This is a genomic window from Sphingomonas sp. 77B (genome assembly GCF_056497825.1).
Genome location: NZ_JBWMBY010000001.1, coordinates 1967657 through 1986599, shown reverse-complemented (window position 1 = coordinate 1986599; position 18943 = coordinate 1967657). Strand labels below are relative to the sequence as shown.

The window sequence follows — 18943 nt, the reverse complement described above, 5'->3', positions numbered from 1 at the left end:
CGGTCATGCAGATTTCCACCAACGTCTTCTACGACACCGCCTCGCGGCGGATGACCGAGCTGACCGGCAAGGCGAATGCGTTGCAGGTCCAGATTTCGACCGGCAAGAAGCTGACCAACCCGTCGGACGACGCCGCCGCCGCCGCCCAGGTCGCCGAGTTCAACCGCCGCGACGCCGACGATGCGGTCTACAAGACCAATCTGACGCTGGCGGGCTCGTTGCTGCAACAGGCCGACACGACGCTCGGCCAGATCGGCAACCAGGTGCAGAAGGCGCTGGAGCTGACCACCCAGGCGGCCAACGGCACCCTGACGGCCGCCAATCGGTCGAGCGTGGGCGACCAGATCGCATCGATCCGCGACGCCCTGCTCGGCCTTGCCAATGCCAGGGACTCGCGCGGCCTGCCGCTGTTCGGCGCGGCGGCGGGGACCGATGCGGTGACGATGGTCAATGGCCGTTATGCCTATTCGCAGGCCAATGTGTCGGAGATCCCCATCGCCGACGGCCAGAGCGTCGACGTCTCGGTTGGCGCCGACCGCGTGTTCCGGGCGGGCGCGAACGACGACACGCTGAACGTCCTCAACACGCTCGTCACTGCGCTGAAATCGGGCGGGGACGCCACCGCGACGATCAGGGACGCGATGGACAAGCTGAAGGCGGCCAATGACAATGTCGCGACCGTACAGGCCTCGGTCGGCGCGCGCGAGGCGCGGGTCGAGTTGCAACAGGGTCTGCAACAGGCCGCCAGCACGGATCGGGCGCAGCTGCGCTCCAGCATCGAGGATGCCGATCCGGTTTCGACCATTACGCAGCTGCAACAGACGATGACCGTGCTTCAGGCCACCCAGGCCAGCTTCAGCAAGCTGACCAGCCTGTCGCTGTTCGATTATCTGAAATGATCGCGTCCGGGCGCGGGCCCGGTAACTGTATTTTGACCTTGACGGTCTAGGGCGGTGATCTGACGGGCACCGCGGCCGGTCTTCGGGAGTATCGGTTCACCATGTTTCCTGCCATCGGCCTAGTCATCCTGCTCGGCATGGTGTTCGGCGGCTTCGCCATCACCGGCGGCAAGCTCGGCCCCGTGTTCGAGGCGATCCCGCACGAAATGCTCATCATCGGCGGCGCCGCCGTCGGTGCGCTCGTCATCGGCAATTCCGGCAAGGAGTTGAAGGCGCTGGGCGGCGCGATGGGCAAGATCTTCAAGGGCCCGAAATACAAGAAGCAGGACTATCTCGACGTCATCTTCCTCGTCTCGAAGCTGATGAAGATGCTGCGCACCGAAGGCCCGATCGCGCTGGAGCCGCATGTCGAGGACCCCAAGTCCTCCTCGGTCTTCGCCGAATATCCCCGGCTCGTCGCCGACCACACGCTCGTCAACCTGATCGCCGACACGCTGCGCCTGGTCGTCGTCTCGTCCGGCACGCTCGACGTGCATGCGGTCGAAGAGGTCATGGACAACGCGATCAAGACCCACCACCACGAGGTCGAAGGGCCGCAGGGTACGCTCCAGAGTCTGGCCGACTCGCTGCCCGCGCTGGGTATCGTCGCGGCGGTGCTCGGCATCGTGAAGACCATGGGCTCGATCGACAAGCCGCCGAGCGTGCTGGGCGGCATGATCGGCTCGGCGCTGGTTGGCACCTTCATGGGCGTGCTTCTGGCCTATGGTATCGTGAACCCGTTCGCGGGCCGCCTGAAGCAGGTGATCGATGCCGACGCCGCCATCTATCACGTCGTCAAGCAGATCATCATCGCCTCGCTCCACGGCCATCCGCAGCCGCTGGTCATCGAAGCCGCCCGTTCGGGGATCGCGCACAAGGACCAGCCCGGCTTCGCCGAGGTGTTCGACGGCCTGCGGGGCAAGTAAGTCATGGCCCGCGCTCCGCACGGCAAGAACGAGCCGCCCAAGATCGTCATCGTCAAGAAGATCATCGCCGATGGTCATGGCGGGCATCATGGCGGCGCGTGGAAGGTCGCCTATGCCGACTTCGTGACGGCGATGATGGCGTTCTTCCTGCTGCTCTGGCTGCTGGGCGCCACCACCGAAAAGCAGCGCAAGGGCATCGCCGATTATTTCGCGCCGACGCTGATCGATACCAAGTCGACGGGCATCGGCGGCGGCGTGCTGAACGGCGGGCCCGGTGCGGGCCGCCAGCAGAGCGGGATCAGCGGGCGTATCCAGCTGATCGTGCCGAAGGCGTCCGAGGGCGGCGGCGACAGGGCCGGGACCGGCGACAAGGGCTCGCTGCGCAATCCCAACGGCAAGGCGCAGGACCAGAAGACGTTCGACGCGATCAAGCGCGAGCTTCTGAAGAAGATGCAGGTCACGCCGGAGCTTCGCAAGCTGGCGCAGCAGGTGCGGTTCATCCCCACCGATGACGGCCTGCGCATCGATCTGGTCGACAATGCCGATTATTCGATGTTCGCGACCGGCACGACCAACCTGACCCCGGCGGCGTCCGAGCTGATCGGGACCATCGCCAGGACGGTCGCCGACGTGCCCAACACGATCATGATCCGCGGCCACACCGACAGCGTGCCCTATGGCGACCCGCGCGCGATGAACAACTGGCTACTCTCGTCCAGCCGCGCCGAGGCGACCCGCCGCCGCCTGGCTGCCGGTGGCCTGCCCGAATCGCGGTTCGAGCGGATCGAGGGCGTGGCCGACCGCGAACCGATGATCGCGAACAACCCCTCCGACCCACGCAACCGCCGCGTGGCGATCACGCTGCTCTATCGCAAGGGTGTGTTCGGGCAGTAATCGCGGGGGCGGGGGCTTCGACCCGAGGCTCCGGGTCAGGCCCAGATCGCTTCCCGTTCCCACCCCGGCAGAAAGCCCGCCTGAGCGAGGTTGGCATGGGGCATGACGGGAAAGTCCAGCCAATGCTCTTTCATGCGTGAACCCCAGGATGTTCCGGGCGCGATTCGCCGGGCAAGATAATAGGCAATGACCGTCGCGCCGTAGACCCGGTTTCGCCGTGCGACATCTCCGCCGATATGATGCACGGCGGCGGTTTCCGGACCCTGCGGCACCTTGGGCTGATGGACGATACCGGCATTCCACAACCGGGCGTGATGCGCAGAGATATTGCGGATCAGCGCCAGCGTCCTGATCCAGCTGACCAAGACGTTGGGCAATACTGCGTAGCGCCGGGCAATGGCGGCGCGATCCTGCGGATGGGCCATTTCGAGAAGCCAGGACAAGGTGCCGAAATCCCAGGTTTCGACCGCCATCCAGATCGGTAGCGGCGAACAATATGTCGCGCGGAACTCCACCACCCAGGCTTCGCGCGATCGGGCGGCGGATTGATCGACCTTGGCCAACCAGCTCTGGTGGCGCGTCCCGGGCTGGCCGGTCATGGCCTCGTTCGCCCGATGGGTGTCCAGATGGGCGGGGGAGCGATGCGCCCATGGGTCGCGCCGTCCCAGGGCATGGGCAAGGTCGACGCGCAAGGCGACTTCGATCCGCTCGATGACGTCGAGAAAGAGCAGGCGGAGCCGCTTGTCGAACAGGTACAGGTCGACGGCGTGGCGAAACTCGGCACCGGCCTGGAACGCATCAAGCCGTATCGTTCGCGTGGCGTCGGCTGGGTTGGGAATGCGCTGCTGGAAAGGCTCCCAATAGGGGGCAAGACGCCCATAGCCTATACGCTGAAGGTGATGTTCTGCCTTGGCAGCATCGGTAACATCCAAACCTCGCTCGCACAGGAGCGCAAGCTGATCGCCAAAGCTGAGATGGGGTTTGGTATAGGGGGGAAGCATCGGCCCCCTATATGAAGAAGGCCGTCCCTTGATGCCAGAGGCAACAGCGGGGACGGCCATGTTGCATAGCGATATAGACGAAGGAGGGGCGAAATTCAACCCAGGGTTGAAAAAAATCGCTCGTTATTCCTAACGGTGTCATTCAACTTTCGGAAACGGGCTATGTCGTGCTTGCCGAGCCCCTTACCGTTTTGAACAGCTTGGCCGCAACCCAGGCTGCTCCCAAAAGGAAACCCGCCCGACGCCCTTGCTCCGGGAGAAGAGCGAGGGCGTCGGGCGGGCCTTGCGATCATTTGATCGCGCGTCGCTTATTCGGCGTCGGCGGCCTCGCCCTTGCGCGGCTTGCGCGCGGTGGGGGCGGCGGCGTTGCGCGGGCCGGGCTTGCGACCCAGGCCGATCTTCTTGGCCATCGCGCGACGGCTTTCCGAATAGCTCTCGGCGACCATCGGATAGTCCGGCTTCAGGCCGTAACGCTCGCGATATTCTTCCGGGGTCAGGCCATGGGTGGCCAGATGACGACGCAGCGTCTTGTAAGGCTTGCCGTCGATCATCGAGACGATGTGATCCTTCGACGCCAGCGACTTGCGAACCGACACGGCCGGAACATATTCAGTCGGTGCCTCGACATCGGTCGCCTGCGGCGCGCTGCCCAGGAGCGAAGACACGGTCTCGTGCATCTTGTGGAGAAACGCCGGAACCTCTTCCGACGAGGTGCGGGTATTGGGATTGCCCAACCACGCAATGGTCAATTCCGTTGCCAGTTCTACGGCATTCACATCGATAGGGTCGTCGGCCATGATACGCTCCTGTTGTTTCCGTGTGACCTAACGGTCAATCACACGGCGTCAACCTTCGGAGCCAGCATTGGACCAAATTTAATGAGCGTATGACTGATTTGATATTTGGCCGATGTTGAGGGATCGGATCGATCAGGCATGAAATATATCGGAAAGATCGGATCGGAATGCTGGTAAAGAAGCGTCATCCGGACGTTTTTCTGCAGATTTCGGCCGAAATCCATGGCTGGCGGGCTTTTATTCGATTTGTCCGGTACGATGGCCCCTCGCAGCGTGAATGCAAAATATGCAACCAAAATTGATGAGGTTGCATTTGTGTTAATCGGGCATCCGCAGCATAGGGAGCGGGCCTTTTAGGCATCCTCTCCTAAAAACTTTCACGGGCTGGTCTCACGACCGGCCCTTTTTTTGTCTTGCTTCCGCCGGGCATCGGCCTAGGCTATCCCATCGCCGGGCTTCAACGATAGTGATAAGCAGGAGTGGAAGCCGCCGGGAAAACCGGCATCGCGCGTCGGTGCCGGGGGTTGAGCGACCGGGTCGCTCCCCCCGTTTTACCATACTTGTTTGGCGGCTTCTTCCATCTTTGTTGAGGATGCCCTTGGCCTTCGACTTCGCTCAGGCCGAACGGAGCGCGGAAAGGGGCTGGATACCCAAAGCCGTTCAGCCTGAGCGAAGTCGAAGGCCAAGGGCCGAATGTAATCACAATGCCTGTAAGGGGCGGAGAGTCCTCAAACTCCTGCCGCCCCGAATAGCTGGTTCAACCTTTGTTGTCGGACGACGGACGATGCATGAACTGGTCCAGCGCCGACAGCGCCATGCCTGCAAAGGCGACGACCTCGGACATGCCCGACTTCGTGGTGCCGCCTTCCTGCGACGGCTGGGACGTCGCCGGCTCGGTCGGTTCGGGGGGGGATGCGGCGGCATCACCCGGCCGCTTGGCGGTTTCACGCGCCAAGGCCGAGGCCGCGACGATCAGCCCCGTCGCCAGTAATTGCCGCCCCGCGGGGCTGCGTGCCTGGTCGAGCAGCGCCTGACCCATCCGGTGCAGGGGCGAAGGACCAGGCGATGCGGTCTGTTCGTCCAGCTTGGCCTTTTTCTGCTTTTTCTTGTGCTTCTTCTTGCCCATTGCCCTGGCCCCGCCATCTTGTGTGTGCCTGATGTAATACACCAGCCTGGGTGTTCAAGCGTCACGCGATGTCACCCCGCCAGCGCACGGGCGCGGCGACGCTGGACCGAACTGCCGATGCCCAGCGACTCGCGATATTTGGCGACCGTACGCCGCGCGATGTCGAAGCCCTTGGCCTGGAGCAGTTCGACCAGCGTATCGTCCGACAGGATCTTGGCGCCTTCATTGGCGATCAGCGTCCGAATCGCGCTCTTCACCGCCTCGGCCGATACGGCATCGCCGCCGTCCGCCGCCGCGATGCCGCTGGTGAAGAAGAATTTCAGCTCGAAGAGCCCGCGCGCGCAGCTGAGATATTTGTTGCTGGTCACGCGGCTGACGGTCGATTCGTGCATGCCGATCGCCTCGGCGACACGCGCCAGGGTCAGCGGCTTCAGATGCGCGACGCCGTGGAGGAAGAAGGCCTCCTGCTGCTTCACGATCTCGGTCGCGACGCGGATGATCGTGCGCTGCCGCTGGTCGAGCGCCTTCATCAGCCAGTTGGCGCTCGCCAGACAGTCGGCGAGCCACGCCTTGGACCCCTTGTCCTGCGGGCCGTGGCGCAATTCCTGATAATAGCGGCGATTGACCAGCACGCGGGGCAGAGTCGCGGTGTTCAGCTCGATGCCCCAGCCATTCTTGGTCCGGGTGACGAACAGGTCGGGCACCACCGCCTGGCACGGCTCGCCGCCATAGCGACAGCCGGGCTTGGGATCATAGCCGCGCAGCTCGCGGATCATGTCCGTCATATCCTCGTCATCGACACCGCAGATGCGCTTCAACCGAACCAGTTCGCCGCGCGCCAGCAGGTCGAGATTGGCGATCAGTTTCGCCATGCACGGGTCATAGCGATCGACCTCCTTGGCTTGCAGCGCCAGGCATTCGGCCAAGTCGCGCGCGCCGACGCCGGTGGGGTCGAGGCTCTGCACGACCTTCAGCACCGATTCGACGCGGGGGAGAGGTATGCCCAGTCGCCCGGCGATCTCGTCCAGCGGGACGGTCAGATATCCCGCCTCGTCCAGCTGGTCGATGATATGCGCGGCGATGGTCAGGTCGGTGCCCGACAGGATCAGCGCGACTTGCGCCTCCAGATGCTCGGCCAGATTGGGGGCATCGTCGGCCAGCGAATCCCAGTCGAGCCCGTCGGCGTCGCTTGAACCCCCGCTGCCCGCCCCGTTCAGCGACAGGCCGCCATCTGGCCCCGTGCCGCCATCGGCGACGCTGTCCTGCTGGTGGCTCTCGGTTGCGTAATCCAGGTCGAGGCCCCGGTCTTCGCTGGGTGCCGTCCCAGCGACCAGTTCGTCGGCCCCGGCCGGCGCCTCGCGCTCGGGGCGTTCGGGGGTGGCCACCTCGCGCACCGCGCTGGCGTCGAGCAGGGGGTTCTTTTCCACCTCCTCGGCGATGAACGCCTCGACCTCCAGATTCGACAGCGTCAGCAGCTTGATCGCCTGTTGGAGCTGCGGCGTCATCACCAGCGATTGCGACTGGCGGATGTCGAGACGCGGGGCGAGGCTCATCCCGAAATTCCTCCCCTGTAAGGGGAGGGGGACCATGCGAAGCATGGGGGAGGGGTGTCCCCGGTCGCGAGGGTCCGCTCACTCTCAAGCCGGGACACCCCTCCGTCAGGGCTTCGCCCTGCCACCTCCCCTCGCAGGGGAGGAATAGAAGGAATGTCGCCCCTCATACGATCAGAGCGAAAAGCCCTCGCCCAGATACAGGCGTCGGACATTGGCGTCGGCGACCAGTTCCTCGGGCGATCCGCTGAACAGCACGCGCCCGTCATAGATGATGTAGGCGCGGTCGACGATGTCCAGCGTCTCGCGGACGTTGTGATCGGTAATGAGCACGCCGATATCGCGCCGCTTCAGGTCCTTCACCAGGTCGCGGATATCGGCGATCGAGATCGGGTCGATGCCCGCGAAGGGCTCGTCGAGCAGCATGATCGAGGGATCGGCGGCCAACGCGCGCGCGATCTCGGCGCGGCGACGCTCGCCGCCCGACAGCGCCATGGCGGGTGCGGCGCGCAGGCGGGTTAGGCCGAATTCCTCCAGCAGCTTATCGAGCTTGCGCGCGCGCTCGGCCGGATCGGGCTCAGCCAGTTCGAGCACCGTCAGAATATTCTTCTCGATCGACAGCCCACGAAAGATCGAGGTTTCCTGCGGCAGATAGCCTAGCCCCAGAATCGCGCGGCGATACATGGGCAGGCCGGTGATATCCTCGCCGTCCAGCATGATGCGGCCCGAATCGGGCTTCACCAACCCCATGACCGAATAGAAGCAGGTGGTCTTGCCCGCGCCGTTGGGGCCGAGCAGCCCGATCACCTCGCCGCGCCCGACCGACACCGATACGTCGGTCAGGACGACGCGCTTGTCATAGCTCTTGGCGATCGACACGACCTGCAGGCCGTTGGCGACCGGCGGCTCGGACACGAGGGCGTTGCGATGGCCCGCGTGCTCATTGGCCTCGCGAATCGGGGTTTCCATGTCCATCGGCCCGTTTCTTTCCTTAGCTGGCGGCACGTTAGCGCGGGGCAGGCACCCGCGTCACGCCTCAGTTGCGATCGGGGACCGAGAAGGTGCCCGTGACCCGGCCCGACGGCGCGCGGCTGACGGTGCCGCCATTGCCCGACGAGGCGCCGCCCGCCACCGACGATCCGTCGATCACCGCGCGGCCGGTATCGAGGTTCAGCGTCAGGCGCCCGCCGTTCACCGTATTGCCGCCCTGGGTCAGGGTGACGTTGCCCAGCATGGTGATGACACGGCGATTGAGATCATAAACGGCGAAGTTGCTGCGCGCGGTCTGGTCGGGCCGCTTGACGACGACATTGCCCGACGCGTCGAAGCGCGACACCTGCGGCTTACCGCCCAGCACCTGGCCGGTATAGAAGACGGTCATCCGCGCCGCGGTCAGCGTCATCTCCGCCTGGCGCAGCGAGACATTGCCCGACAGGACGGCGCGATTCTGCTTGTCCTGCAATTCGATGACGTCGGCGCCGAAATCGACGGGTGCGCGGCTGTTGTGCTTGACCTGCGCGGCCGCGGATACTGCCAGGACGAGAAGGGCCGGAGCCGCAGCGGCGAAGAGCTTGTGCATAGGCGGCTATTTCGGGCTTTACGGGACGATGCGCAAGCGGGCGTTGCCTTCCAGCCGCACGGTGCGATTTTCCAGGTCCGCGCGCATCCTGTTCGCGCTGAACTGGCCCTGCGGCACCTGGCCGGTTACTGCGCCCCCCGACACCAGCGTGCGCTGTTGCAGGTCGATGGTCGCATCATGGGTGCGCAGGTCGTATCCGCCCGCCGATTTGAAATCGAGCGGCCCGTCCAGCTTCACCTGTTCGGTGCTCATGTCATAGCGGCCCGAATTGGCGCTGACCGTGGCGGGGCCGTCCGACAGGCGGATCGAGGCGGCCAGCTTGTTGAGCTGGACCACCGGCTCGGCCGAGCTGCGCTGGATCGCCGAGCCCGCGTCGAGCACGAAGGGCTGCCCCTTGTCGTCGACGCCGCGATACTGCGCCGCCTGGATCTTCATCCGTTCCCTGGCGACCTCGACCTTCTTCTTGTCGAGCACGAAGGACACTTCGCTGGACGAATAGATCGGCGCCATCACGAGGAACGCGGTCAGCACGCCGATCGCGCTGGGCAACAGCCAGCGCGCAACCGTCACGAATCGGTCGTGGCGGCTGCCCGGCGCGGCCCAGAGCTGGCGCTGGGTGCGGACGCGGTCGGCGATCTCGGACATGATGGCTCCCTATCGTGCCCGGATCAGGCGTCAATGGTTCAGGCGTGGGCGAAGATATCCACCTCGGGCCAGCCCGCCAGATCCAGCTCGGCGCGCGCAGGCAGGAAATCGAAACAGGCCTGCGCCAGTTCCATGCGGCCTTCGCGTTCCAGCCTTTTGTCGAGTTCGACCTTCATGCGGTGAAGGTAGCGCACGTCCGAGGCCGCATATTCGCGCTGCGCGTCGGACAGCTCGGGCGCGCCCCAGTCCGACGACTGCTGCGCCTTGGACAGCTCGACGCCGAGCAGTTCGCGGACCAGCTCCTTCAAACCGTGGCGGTCGGTATAGGTCCGGATCAGCCGCGAGGCGATCTTGGTGCAATAGACGGGGGCGGCGACCACGCCCAGATAATGGCGGATCGCGGCGATATCGAACCGACCGAAATGATAGAGCTTCAGCCGGGCCGGATCGGCGAGCAGCGCGCGCAGGTTTGGCGCGGCATAGTCGCTGTCGGGCGCGAAGCGGACCAGATGTTCGTCCTGGCCGCCGTCCGACAGCTGGACGACGCACAGCCGGTCGCGCGGGGTGATGAGGCCCATCGTCTCGGTATCGACGGCGATCGACGCGCCGGGGGCGAACAGATCGGCGGGAATGTCTTCTTCGTGCAGGTGAACGGTCATGATGCCTGCCCTAGCGGCGGCGGGGAAAAGCCTCAACCGGGATCGGGCGGCCCCCATGAGAAAAGACTCGGGCGTAGGCGGCAAGGTGATTCGCCGATTCGGGGGAAGATGTTGTGGAGTTTCGGCCACAATTCCGACGTAATCTGCCTCGTTCGCGCCAAAGCGAGACGGGTTCGCACGATTTCGTTCGCGATGGCTGTCCTTCTGCGTTATGCATCCCCACTAGGCGCAAAAGGTTTGGCGCCAAAAGATCCGCGCTCTTCGTCCGGCGCACGGTTCTTGAGGACAGGATTTGCGGGCGAACCGGGAAGACGAACAGGGCTTATGAGTTTCGATAGAGGTAGCCGGGGCAATCGCGGCTCGCGTGGCCGCGACAAGCGGGACAATTTCGGCGGCGGCGATGAAGGCGGCTTCGGCGGCGGCTTCGGTGGCGGTGATCGCTTCGGTGGCGGCGGCTTCGGCGGCGGTTTCGGTGGCGGCGATCGCTTCGGCGGCGGTGGCGACCGTGGCGGCTTCGGCGGCGGTGATCGCTTCGGCGGTGGCGGCGGCGGCGGTTTCCGTGGCGGCGGCGGTGGCGGCTTCGGCGGCGGTCGTGGCGGCGGCGGTATGCCCCCCCAGGTCGTTGGCGAAGGCACGGGCGTCGTCAAGTTCTTCAACGCGCAGAAGGGCTTCGGCTTCGTCGTGCGCGATGACGGCGGCGAAGACGTGTTCGTTCACATCTCGGCCGTCGAGCAGGCGGGCCTGACCGGCCTGGCCGAGGGCCAGCCGCTCGGCTTCACCCTCGTCGATCGCGGCGGCCGCATCTCGGCCACCGAACTGAAGATCGAAGGCGAGCCGATGCCGGTTCAGGACCGCGCTCCCCGCGAACCGCGCGAAGGCGGCTTCGGCGGCGACCGTGATCGCGGTCCCCGCGGCGGTGCGGCCGGTGGTTTCGGCGGCGCTCCGCAGCGTCAGCTGACCGGCGAGAAGGCGACCGGCACGGTCAAGTTCTTCAACGCGATGAAGGGCTTCGGCTTCATTCAGCGCGACGACGGACAGCCCGACGCGTTCGTGCACATCTCGGCCGTCGAGCGCGCCGGCATGGGCTCGCTGAACGAGGGCGATCGCCTGCAGTTCGAGATCGAGGTCGATCGTCGCGGCAAGTACGCAGCGGTCAACCTGCAGAACGAGGGCTGATCCCCCTCGGCTGAATAAGCCTCCCTTTTCGGGCGTCAGGGCCCGGCGTCGCAGCGATGCGACGCCGGGCCTTTTCGTTTTGTGGGCCCGCACGAGACCGGGGCGACCAGTGGAATATGTCGTGACCGTCGAGCGGGGATAGGTGTTATCGGGCCTCGCTTGCATGTGCGAAAAGCGGCGATGTGCCCCGTAGCGCCCTCAACGCCAGTGTCCGGCAATGCCAGAAGGCCGCGGCCTCACGGCTTCAATGTGCGGCTTCCCCTGTGGGAGGTTCGACGCTTGGCGAGGAGATATCTGGATCGGGGTTTTGCTGCATAGGCCAAGCGCCCCGCGATCCGGCCAGCATTGCGCGCAATCCTGATACCGGCATTCCGCTCCGTCTATGTGCCGTAGCGTGCGCGCCGCGTAGGCAGCGGTGTCGGTCCCTTGTTCGCGACCGCCACGCGATTTCGGCCCAGGCGCTTGGCGGTATAAAGCGCATCGTCCGCCGCGCGGATCAGATCGTCCTGACGAGAGACGGTACGGCCGGGCTGGGCAAAGGCCTTTCCAACACTGACCGTCACGACATGGCCGGGGGGCAGGCCGGGATGCGGCAGCTGGAGTGCCTCGACGCTCGCGCGGATCGACTCGGCGATGGCGCCGCTGGTCGAGTGGAGTACGAGCGCAAACTCCTCGCCGCCGTAACGCGACACCAGCTCGATCGGGCATCCCGCCCCCGCGGCAATCGCCTTGGCCACGGCCTTTAGGCATTCGTCGCCTGCCGCATGGCCGACCGCGTCGTTGAACGGCTTGAAATGATCCACATCGATCATGATGAGCGCGATCGGTTCGCCGTGCAGCGTCGCCGTCCGCCAGAGCGCGTCGAGCCGCATGTCGAAGCTACGCCGGTTGCCCGCGCCCGTCAGCGGGTCGCGATAGGAAATCTGGGTCAGCTCATCGACCCGCGCCGCCAGTTCCTCGGTTTGCCGGTCCTTGTTCAGGTGGAGCAGGAACGCCTCTTTCTGCACCCGCTCGCGATAATAGGTGACAACGGTCGTGATCAGGGTGGCGGCGCTGTAGAAGCCGAGGATATCGTGATATTCTAACAGCCGCGTCGACCCGCCCAGAATGAGCAGGATGCCGAAGTAGAGCGCGATGTTCACGAACGACATTGGGATCGCGACTCGGAACTTGATCGGCAGGACAAAATTGGTCGCGATCATCGTCAATCCGGCCGTCATCACGAACCGATTGCCCGACGCGATCGGGCTGATCGCGGCGAACGTGATCAGAACGGCCAGCGTCAGGGTAAAGGACGCGACGCCGACGATCCACAAACGTTCGGGGGGCAGCTGTGACCGCTGCACGAGGCGCAGGCATAGCAGCAATGCCGGAACATGCAGCAAAATCCTGAGGAGGAGGGTATTGTCCAGAATGCCGTCATGCGCATCCGCGACGAAACCGGCAACCGTCAGCACGAGCATCGCCGACAAGGCGAAGACGAGCTGTCGCCGAAGCGTCGGAGCTAGATAAAGATCATATTGCTTTTCAAGTTCATAGGGCAATTTGAGAGAGATGTTGTGCCTCTTCATTGCCGTGTCGAGAATGAATTTGTTCAACAAATGCCCGCTCCGGTTGCTCCGGCTCTTACCCGATAACCGTAAACATTTTTGTTTCTGACGGAGAATTTGCGAATCTGTCAGGCCATTGTAATCATGTGGAAATCGCAACTGCCTTGGTAACGCCAACGCCCGGCATCGTAGGGTGATATCGCTTGCCGATTACGGAACCAGGCTGTACCGATCGTTACAATGAAGCCGACCCGGTCAAGGAAAGCGAAGACGATGCGCCCACCCCTGCCACCCTTCACCATGGCAACCGCCGTGCAAAAGGTTCGTGCCGCGGAGGACGCCTGGAACAGCCGCGATCCCCAGCGGGTCGCGCTGGCCTATACGCCCGACTGTCCCTGGCGGAATCGCGACCAGTTCCTCGCCGGGCACGACGCGATCGTCGCCTTCCTGCGCGCCAAATGGGAGCGCGAGCAGAAGTATCGCCTTATCAAGGAACTCTGGGCGCATGACGGCAGTCGGATCGCGGTGCGCTTCGCTTACGAATGGCATGACGCGGACGGCCGGTGGTTCCGGTCCTATGGCAATGAGAATTGGGACTTTGCCGATGACGGGCGGATGCGGCGGCGGATCGCGTCGATCAACGATCTGGCGATCGCCGAGGAGGATCGCTTGTTTCGCTGGCCGCTGGGGACGCGCCCGGCGGACCATCCCGGCTTGAGCGAATTGGGGCTGTAACCATGGCGCGGATGATCGCCGAGCGCGGTGACGCGCTGCCCGGGCTGGCCGAGGTGTTCCGGGAATATGGCTATGCGGGCGCCAGCCTGTCGCTGATCGGCACCGCGACCGGGCTTGGACGGGGAAGCCTGTATCACTTCTTTCCCGGCGGCAAGCAGGAGATGGCCGCCGCCGTGCTGGCCGATGTCGCGGGCTGGTTCGATGCCGCGATCTTCACGCCGCTGGAGCAGGCCGAGGACCCGCGCTCGGGCATCGATGCGATGATGGTCGAGGTCGACCGCTATTTTGCATCCGGCCAGCGCGCCTGCCTGATCGGCGCCTGGGGGCTGGGCGCGACGCGCGATCCCTTTGCCGAGCCGATCGCGGCCTATTTCCGGCGCTGGATCGCCGCGCTCCAGACGCTGCTGGTGCGTGGCGGCGTGGCGGAGGATCATGCCGCCACGCTGGCGCAGGATGTGGTCAGCGGTATCCAGGGCGCGGTGGTGCTGGCGCGCGCGCTCAACGATCCTTCGCTGTTCCGCGCCACGCTGGGGCGGCTGACGGCGCGGCTCTACACCGCGCTCGCCGCCGCCTGAACGGCTCAGATCGCCGCCAGCGCCTGTTCGCAATCGGCGATCAGGTCGTCGGCATCCTCGACCCCGATCGAGATGCGCACCAGATTGTCGGTGATGCCGAGCGCCGCCTTGCGCTCGTCGGGAACCGAGAGGTGCGTCATCGCCGCCGGGTGGCTGGCCAGGGTCTCGGTGCCGCCCAGGCTGACCGCCAGCTTGGCGATGCGGAGCGCGTCCAGGAAACGGAAGGACTCGGCCTCGCCGCCCTTGAGGTAAAGCGAGAATGTCGATCCCCCGCCGGTGCAGTGGCGGCGATAGATGTCGGCCTGCCGCTCCATCCCCGGCGTGCCCTCGAGGAAACCGAGATAGCCGACCCGTTCGACCTTGGGATGGTCCCGCAGGAAGGCGCAGACCTTGGCCGCATTCTCACCCGCCCGGCTCATGCGCAGTTCCAGCGTCTCCAGCGACCGGAGCAGCATCCAGGCGGTGTTGGGGTCGCAGATGGTGCCGATGGTGTTGCGCATCGATCGGATGGTGGCGATGTGCGCCTTCGACCCCAGCACGCCGCCCGCGACCAGATCCGAATGGCCGCCTGCATATTTCGTCAGCGAATAGACGGCCATGTCGGCACCGTGGCGAAGCGGGCGCTGCCAGAGCGGGCCCAGAAAGGTGTTGTCGATCGCGATGGGCGGCTTTTCCGCGTGCTCGGCAAAGACCGCATCGCGCGAGGCGGCCACCGCCTCGATATCGACCAGCGCGTTGGTCGGGTTGGCGGGGCTTTCGAGATAGATCAGCGGCACGCGGCCCAGTGCCGCCGCCTTGGTCAGTACCGCGTCGATCTCCTCGCGCGTGGCACCTGCGGGGAAGTCGAGCCATTGCACGCCGAACCGGCCCAGAATGCGGCCGATCAGCGTCTCGGTCGCGGCATAGAGCGGCCCGGAATGGACGATGACGTCGCCCGGCTGGACCATCGACAGGAACAGGGTGGCGATCGCCGCCATGCCGCTCGAGAAGGTCAGCGCGTCCTCCGCCTCGTCCCAGATGGCCAGGCGATCCTCCAGGATTTCCTGGTTCGGCCCGTTGAACCGCGAATAGACCAGCCCGTCCGCGCCGCCGGGGCGCTTGCCGGTGACGCCCTCGAAATGCCGCTTGCCCGCCGCCGCATTGGGGAAGACGAAGGTCGAGGTCAGGAAGATCGGCGGCTTGAGCGAGCCTTCGGAAAGCACGGGGTCGAAGCCATGGCCCATCATCAGCGTGGACGGCTTCAGCTTGCGATCGCCGATCGTCGTCGCGTCGCTCTTGCGCTCGGCCCTGGCAGGATCTTGGGGCGGGACGCCGGTCAGATCGGATTCGGTCGGCATGTCGGTCTCCTTGAGGACAATTGCCGCTCTGTCGGCGGCCATGTCCTTAGGATAACGCGGCAAACAGCTTTGGCGAGGGCGTGTCGCAAAATACCCTCTAAATAAGTGGGAATTTTACGACGGGATGCCGATCAGCGAAATCTGGCGACCATAAGAGGGTTCGTGGCGGTGCGTCGCGCGGCGGAAGCTGAAGAAGCGGTCACCTTGCGCATAGGTGTCCTCCCCCAGCGCCGCGACGCGCGAGACGCCTGCCGTGGCCAGGCGATGGGCGACATAGGCCTCCAGGTCGAACTGGTAGTGATCCGCGCGGGTGCCGTCGGCGAAGAAGCGCTCGTTATCCGGCTCGGCTTCGGCAAAGCGGCGCAGGAAAGCGGCGTCGACCTCATAGCTGGCGCGGGCGATGCACGGGCCGATGGCGGCGGCGGTCCGATCGCGCCGCGCGCCCAGCGCTTCCATCGCGAGCAGAGTCGCGTCGGTGATCCCGCCCAGCGCACCCTTCCACCCGGCATGGGCGGCGCCGACGACGCCCGCCTCGACGTCGGCGAACAGCACCGGCGCGCAATCGGCGGTCAGGATACCGAGCAGCAGCCCCGGCCGGTCGGTGACCAGCGCATCGCCATGCGGACGGACATCGTCCTCGGGCGGGGTCAGCACCGTCACCGCCTCGGCCGAATGGATCTGGTAGCAGGTGACGAGCCGCGCCCCGGGCAGCACCGCGTCGCGCGCGCGGCGGCGATTCTCGGCCACCGAATCGGCGTCGTCCTGCGACCCCAGCCCGACATTCAGGCCGCCATGGATGCCCCCCGACACACCGCCGCGACGCCCGAGAAAGCCATGCGGAATTTCCCCGAGCAGGGGGGTGCGAAGTGCCTCGATGGTCATAGCGACAGCCTCATGATCCGGTCTTCGTCGATCGTGTCGCCGACGGGAAAGTCGTAGCGGCCGATATCGACAAAGCCGTAGCGGGTATAAAAGGCCTTGGCCCTGTGATTGTCGACATAGACCGACAGGATGAGTTCGCTCGCCCCGCGCGCCCGGGCGGTGGCGATGGTCCAGTCCATCAGCGCGGGGCCGACGCCCGCGCCCAGATGGCTGGATGCGACATAGAGCTGATAGAGTTCGACCGCATCTTGGGGCCACTCACCCGGAAAGCCCACGGGCCCGATCTTGGCGAAGCCGATGATCGCATCCCCCTCGATGGCCAGCCGGATCGTGAAATCGGGATGGCCGATCTGGGCAGGCAGGCCTTCCGGGCCGAAGGCGTCGTCGAGAAAGGCGTTCAGGTCCGTCGCCGGATAGAGATGGCCGAAGGTATCGGTGAAGGCCGCGCGTGCCATCGCGGCCAGCTGTTCGCCGTCAGCGGGTGCGGCGTCGCGATAGACGATCATTCGCCATATCCCGCCGGTACCGGCCAGTCGGGCCGCGCCACCGCCAGCGCGCGGAACAGCGTGCCCATATCCTGCATCAGCCGATTGCGATCGGCGAGCAGCGCGTCGGCACGGTCGGGATGCGCGCGGGCAAGGCTTGCGGTGCGCTGGTCGATGCCGAGCGCGCCGAGCAGGTCGCGCTGCGTCACCGGCCCGAAGGCGGCGAGGCCGGTGCTTTGCGCGGCGGCGGCCAGCGTGGTGAAATCGACATGCGCGCTCAGATCCTGTTCGCCAGGCCGGTCGAAGGGATTGGCGAACGCATGGCCGCGCACCGCCTGGAGCGTGTCGGCGATGGCAGGGCCTTCATAGCCATAATCGACGATCAGCGCCGCACCGCCCTGTGCGGCGATCCGGGCGGACAGGCTGCGCATGACGGCGACACTGGCGGGGGAAACCTCGATCACCGATCCGGCTTCCGCCTCGCGCAGCGGTTCGGGAATAATCTCATTCGGCACCGGCGGGCCTGCGATCGGCAGGAACAGCAGGTCCTGTGCCGCGACCAGCCGCTCGTGCCAACCTTGCCCACGCCGAACGAGCTGGCGGATCGGCAGCGCGTCGAAGAACTCGTTGGCGACGACGATCAGCGGTCGGTCGGTCGGCAGCGTCTCGACCGAGTCGTGCCATGTCGCATCGGCCACCCGCTCGGCCTGGGCAGCGCGCAACGTCGTACTGGTCTCGACGAAATGGATCGATGAAGAGAACCCCGCCTTGGCCATGGCGCGCCGGGCGTCGGCCGCCAGCGTGCCGCGCCCCGGCCCCAGCTCGACCCAATACACTTCGGGCCGCCCCGCCCGGTCCCACAAATCGGCGCACCACAGGCCGACCAGCTCGCCGAACATCTGGCTGATCTCGGGACTGGTGGTGAAGTCGCCGCCTGCGCCCAGCGGATCGCGGGTGCCGTAATACTGCGCATTGGCGGCGGCCATGAACTGCGCCACCGGGATCGGCCCGGCCAGCGCGATGGCGCGGGCGAGCCGTTCGGGCAGCGCGGCCTCGGGCTCGGGCTTGTGATCGGCGGGGGGGATCAGCGGGTTGGTCATGAACCCGCTCTGCCGCCCCGATCCCGCCGCGGCAAGGGGATCAGGAAACGCTGTCGGGGCCCGCGATCGGCTCGACCCGGACGCGGCGCGCCTTGGCCGAGTTCATCAAATAGAGGCCGCCCAGGATCATCGGCACGCACAGCCACTGGCCCATGTGCAGTCCGGTCGCCTGCGCGAAGGCACGCAGCTGCTGGTCGGGCTCGCGGAAGAATTCGACGATGAAGCGCGCAATGCCGTAGCCGAGCAGGAACAGGCCCGACAGCTTGCCCGGATCGTAACGCGCCTTGGTGCGCCAGAAGGCGAAGCTCATGACCGCGAACAGGACCAGACCCTCCAGCCCCGCCTCGTACAGCTGGCTGGGATGGCGCGCCGGATCGGGCAGGCCGAAGGGCACGGTGCGCGGGAAGATGATCGCCCAGGGGACGTCCGATGGCTTGCCCCACAGCTCGCCGTTCACGAAATTGGCGAGGCGACCCAGGAAGAGCCCGACCGGCGCGGTGCAGACCAGATAGTCCAGGATGCGCAGCCAGCTGAGCTTGTGCTTGCGCGCGAACAGGATGACGCCGAGGCCGACGCCGATCGCGCCGCCGTGAAAGCTCATGCCGCCGTCCCACAGGCGCAGGATGCGAAGCGGGTGCAGGAACATCTCGGGCGCGTAGAAGATCACATAGCCGATCCGTCCACCCAGGATGATGCCGAGCGTCGCATAGAAGACCAGATCGTCGGCATGGGTCCGCGACATCGGCGCACCCGGCCGGTCGAGCATCTTGCCCAGATACCACCACCCGAACAGGATGCCGGTGATATAGGCCAGGCTGTACCAGCGCAGCGTGAAGAAGCCGATCGAGAAGACGTCCGGGTGCAACCCCAGATCCTCGAACCGGATATGGCCGCCCGCGGCCGCAAGCATGGAGAGGATCAAAAGCGTTTCCCTTTCTGGCCCGCTTCATAGAGCGGTCGTGGGACAACACCAAGACCATGGGTTCGG

At 65.5% G+C, this 18943-nt stretch carries 20 protein-coding genes; 6 read left to right on the top strand and 14 right to left on the bottom strand.

Going from position 1 to position 18943, the window contains the following annotated elements; translation table 11 throughout:
* Positions 1-5 precede the first annotated feature (5 nt).
* The 3 genes from flgL (at position 6) to AC1GI4_RS09335 (ending at position 2758) form a co-directional block, all read left to right on the top strand.
* Entirely contained in the window at positions 6-899 is an 894-nt protein-coding gene (gene flgL, locus AC1GI4_RS09345; RefSeq protein ID WP_294275241.1) for a flagellar hook-associated protein FlgL, read from the top strand.
* A gap of 101 nt (positions 900-1000) precedes the next feature.
* A complete protein-coding gene (gene motA, locus AC1GI4_RS09340; RefSeq protein ID WP_219018840.1) occupies positions 1001-1864 on the top strand; it encodes a flagellar motor stator protein MotA in 864 nt (287 codons plus the stop codon).
* Positions 1865-1867: 3 nt separating this feature from the next.
* Entirely contained in the window at positions 1868-2758 is an 891-nt protein-coding gene (locus tag AC1GI4_RS09335) for a flagellar motor protein MotB (protein ID WP_294275242.1), read from the top strand.
* A 35-nt stretch (positions 2759-2793) separates the two neighbouring features.
* Here AC1GI4_RS09335 and AC1GI4_RS09330 read toward each other — a convergent pair whose 3' ends face one another.
* The 8 genes from AC1GI4_RS09330 to AC1GI4_RS09295 all read right to left on the bottom strand — a co-directional run bounded on the left by AC1GI4_RS09330 (position 2794) and on the right by AC1GI4_RS09295 (position 10115).
* Positions 2794-3819: an Abi family protein gene (locus AC1GI4_RS09330; protein WP_479629333.1), complete on the bottom strand. Its 1026-nt coding sequence runs from the start codon at positions 3817-3819 to the stop codon at positions 2794-2796.
* A 248-nt stretch (positions 3820-4067) separates the two neighbouring features.
* The gene (locus AC1GI4_RS09325) at positions 4068-4556 is read right to left on the bottom strand and encodes a Ros/MucR family transcriptional regulator (RefSeq protein WP_294275244.1); all 489 of its coding nucleotides are present in this window, start codon (positions 4554-4556) and stop codon (positions 4068-4070) included.
* Positions 4557-5313: 757 nt separating this feature from the next.
* A complete protein-coding gene (locus tag AC1GI4_RS09320; protein WP_479629332.1) occupies positions 5314-5682 on the bottom strand; it encodes a hypothetical protein in 369 nt (122 codons plus the stop codon).
* Positions 5683-5753: 71 nt separating this feature from the next.
* Positions 5754-7235 carry an RNA polymerase factor sigma-54 gene (gene rpoN, locus AC1GI4_RS09315; protein ID WP_479629331.1) on the bottom strand — a complete coding sequence of 494 codons (1482 nt, stop codon included), beginning with the start codon at positions 7233-7235 and terminating at the stop codon, positions 5754-5756.
* A 171-nt stretch (positions 7236-7406) separates the two neighbouring features.
* Positions 7407-8207: an LPS export ABC transporter ATP-binding protein gene (gene lptB / locus AC1GI4_RS09310; RefSeq protein WP_479629330.1), complete on the bottom strand. Its 801-nt coding sequence runs from the start codon at positions 8205-8207 to the stop codon at positions 7407-7409.
* A gap of 61 nt (positions 8208-8268) precedes the next feature.
* Positions 8269-8811 (bottom strand): LptA/OstA family protein, encoded by a 543-nt coding sequence (locus AC1GI4_RS09305; protein WP_479629329.1) that lies wholly within the window; start codon positions 8809-8811, stop codon positions 8269-8271.
* Positions 8812-8829: 18 nt separating this feature from the next.
* Positions 8830-9456 (bottom strand): LPS export ABC transporter periplasmic protein LptC, encoded by a 627-nt coding sequence (gene lptC, locus AC1GI4_RS09300; RefSeq protein ID WP_294275249.1) that lies wholly within the window; start codon positions 9454-9456, stop codon positions 8830-8832.
* A gap of 38 nt (positions 9457-9494) precedes the next feature.
* Positions 9495-10115 (bottom strand): ribonuclease D, encoded by a 621-nt coding sequence (locus tag AC1GI4_RS09295; RefSeq protein WP_433909589.1) that lies wholly within the window; start codon positions 10113-10115, stop codon positions 9495-9497.
* Positions 10116-10439: 324 nt separating this feature from the next.
* Here AC1GI4_RS09295 and AC1GI4_RS09290 point away from each other — a divergent pair, with 324 nt between their 5' ends.
* On the top strand, positions 10440-11291 hold the full coding sequence (locus AC1GI4_RS09290) for a cold-shock protein (RefSeq protein WP_294275251.1): 852 nt from the start codon (positions 10440-10442) through the stop codon (positions 11289-11291).
* 380 nt (positions 11292-11671) lie between these two features.
* Here the strand turns inward: AC1GI4_RS09290 and AC1GI4_RS09285 are convergent, their stop codons facing one another.
* Positions 11672-12862 (bottom strand): GGDEF domain-containing protein, encoded by a 1191-nt coding sequence (locus AC1GI4_RS09285; RefSeq protein WP_479629328.1) that lies wholly within the window; start codon positions 12860-12862, stop codon positions 11672-11674.
* A 252-nt stretch (positions 12863-13114) separates the two neighbouring features.
* Here AC1GI4_RS09285 and AC1GI4_RS09280 point away from each other — a divergent pair, with 252 nt between their 5' ends.
* Together AC1GI4_RS09280 and AC1GI4_RS09275 are read left to right on the top strand one after the other, a co-directional pair.
* Positions 13115-13576, top strand: a complete 462-nt coding sequence (locus tag AC1GI4_RS09280) for a nuclear transport factor 2 family protein (RefSeq protein ID WP_479629327.1) — start codon at positions 13115-13117, stop codon at positions 13574-13576.
* A gap of 2 nt (positions 13577-13578) precedes the next feature.
* Positions 13579-14151 (top strand): TetR/AcrR family transcriptional regulator, encoded by a 573-nt coding sequence (locus tag AC1GI4_RS09275; RefSeq protein ID WP_479629326.1) that lies wholly within the window; start codon positions 13579-13581, stop codon positions 14149-14151.
* A gap of 5 nt (positions 14152-14156) precedes the next feature.
* On the opposite strand, the gene AC1GI4_RS09270 is transcribed toward AC1GI4_RS09275, so the two are convergent.
* The 5 genes from AC1GI4_RS09270 to lgt all read right to left on the bottom strand — a co-directional run bounded on the left by AC1GI4_RS09270 (position 14157) and on the right by lgt (position 18865).
* Entirely contained in the window at positions 14157-15488 is a 1332-nt protein-coding gene (locus AC1GI4_RS09270) for a cystathionine gamma-synthase family protein (RefSeq protein WP_479629325.1), read from the bottom strand.
* A 114-nt stretch (positions 15489-15602) separates the two neighbouring features.
* Positions 15603-16370, bottom strand: coding sequence for a peptidoglycan editing factor PgeF (gene pgeF / locus AC1GI4_RS09265; protein WP_479629324.1), 768 nt, complete (start codon positions 16368-16370; stop codon positions 15603-15605).
* A complete protein-coding gene (locus AC1GI4_RS09260; RefSeq protein ID WP_479629323.1) occupies positions 16367-16876 on the bottom strand; it encodes an N-acetyltransferase family protein in 510 nt (169 codons plus the stop codon). The genes pgeF and AC1GI4_RS09260 overlap by 4 nt, the downstream gene beginning before the upstream one ends.
* A complete protein-coding gene (locus AC1GI4_RS09255) occupies positions 16873-17955 on the bottom strand; it encodes a class I SAM-dependent methyltransferase (RefSeq protein ID WP_479629322.1) in 1083 nt (360 codons plus the stop codon). The genes AC1GI4_RS09260 and AC1GI4_RS09255 overlap by 4 nt, the downstream gene beginning before the upstream one ends.
* Positions 17956-17995: 40 nt before the next feature.
* Positions 17996-18865 (bottom strand): prolipoprotein diacylglyceryl transferase, encoded by an 870-nt coding sequence (lgt, locus tag AC1GI4_RS09250; protein ID WP_294269452.1) that lies wholly within the window; start codon positions 18863-18865, stop codon positions 17996-17998.
* Between the last annotated feature and the right edge of the window lie 78 nt (positions 18866-18943).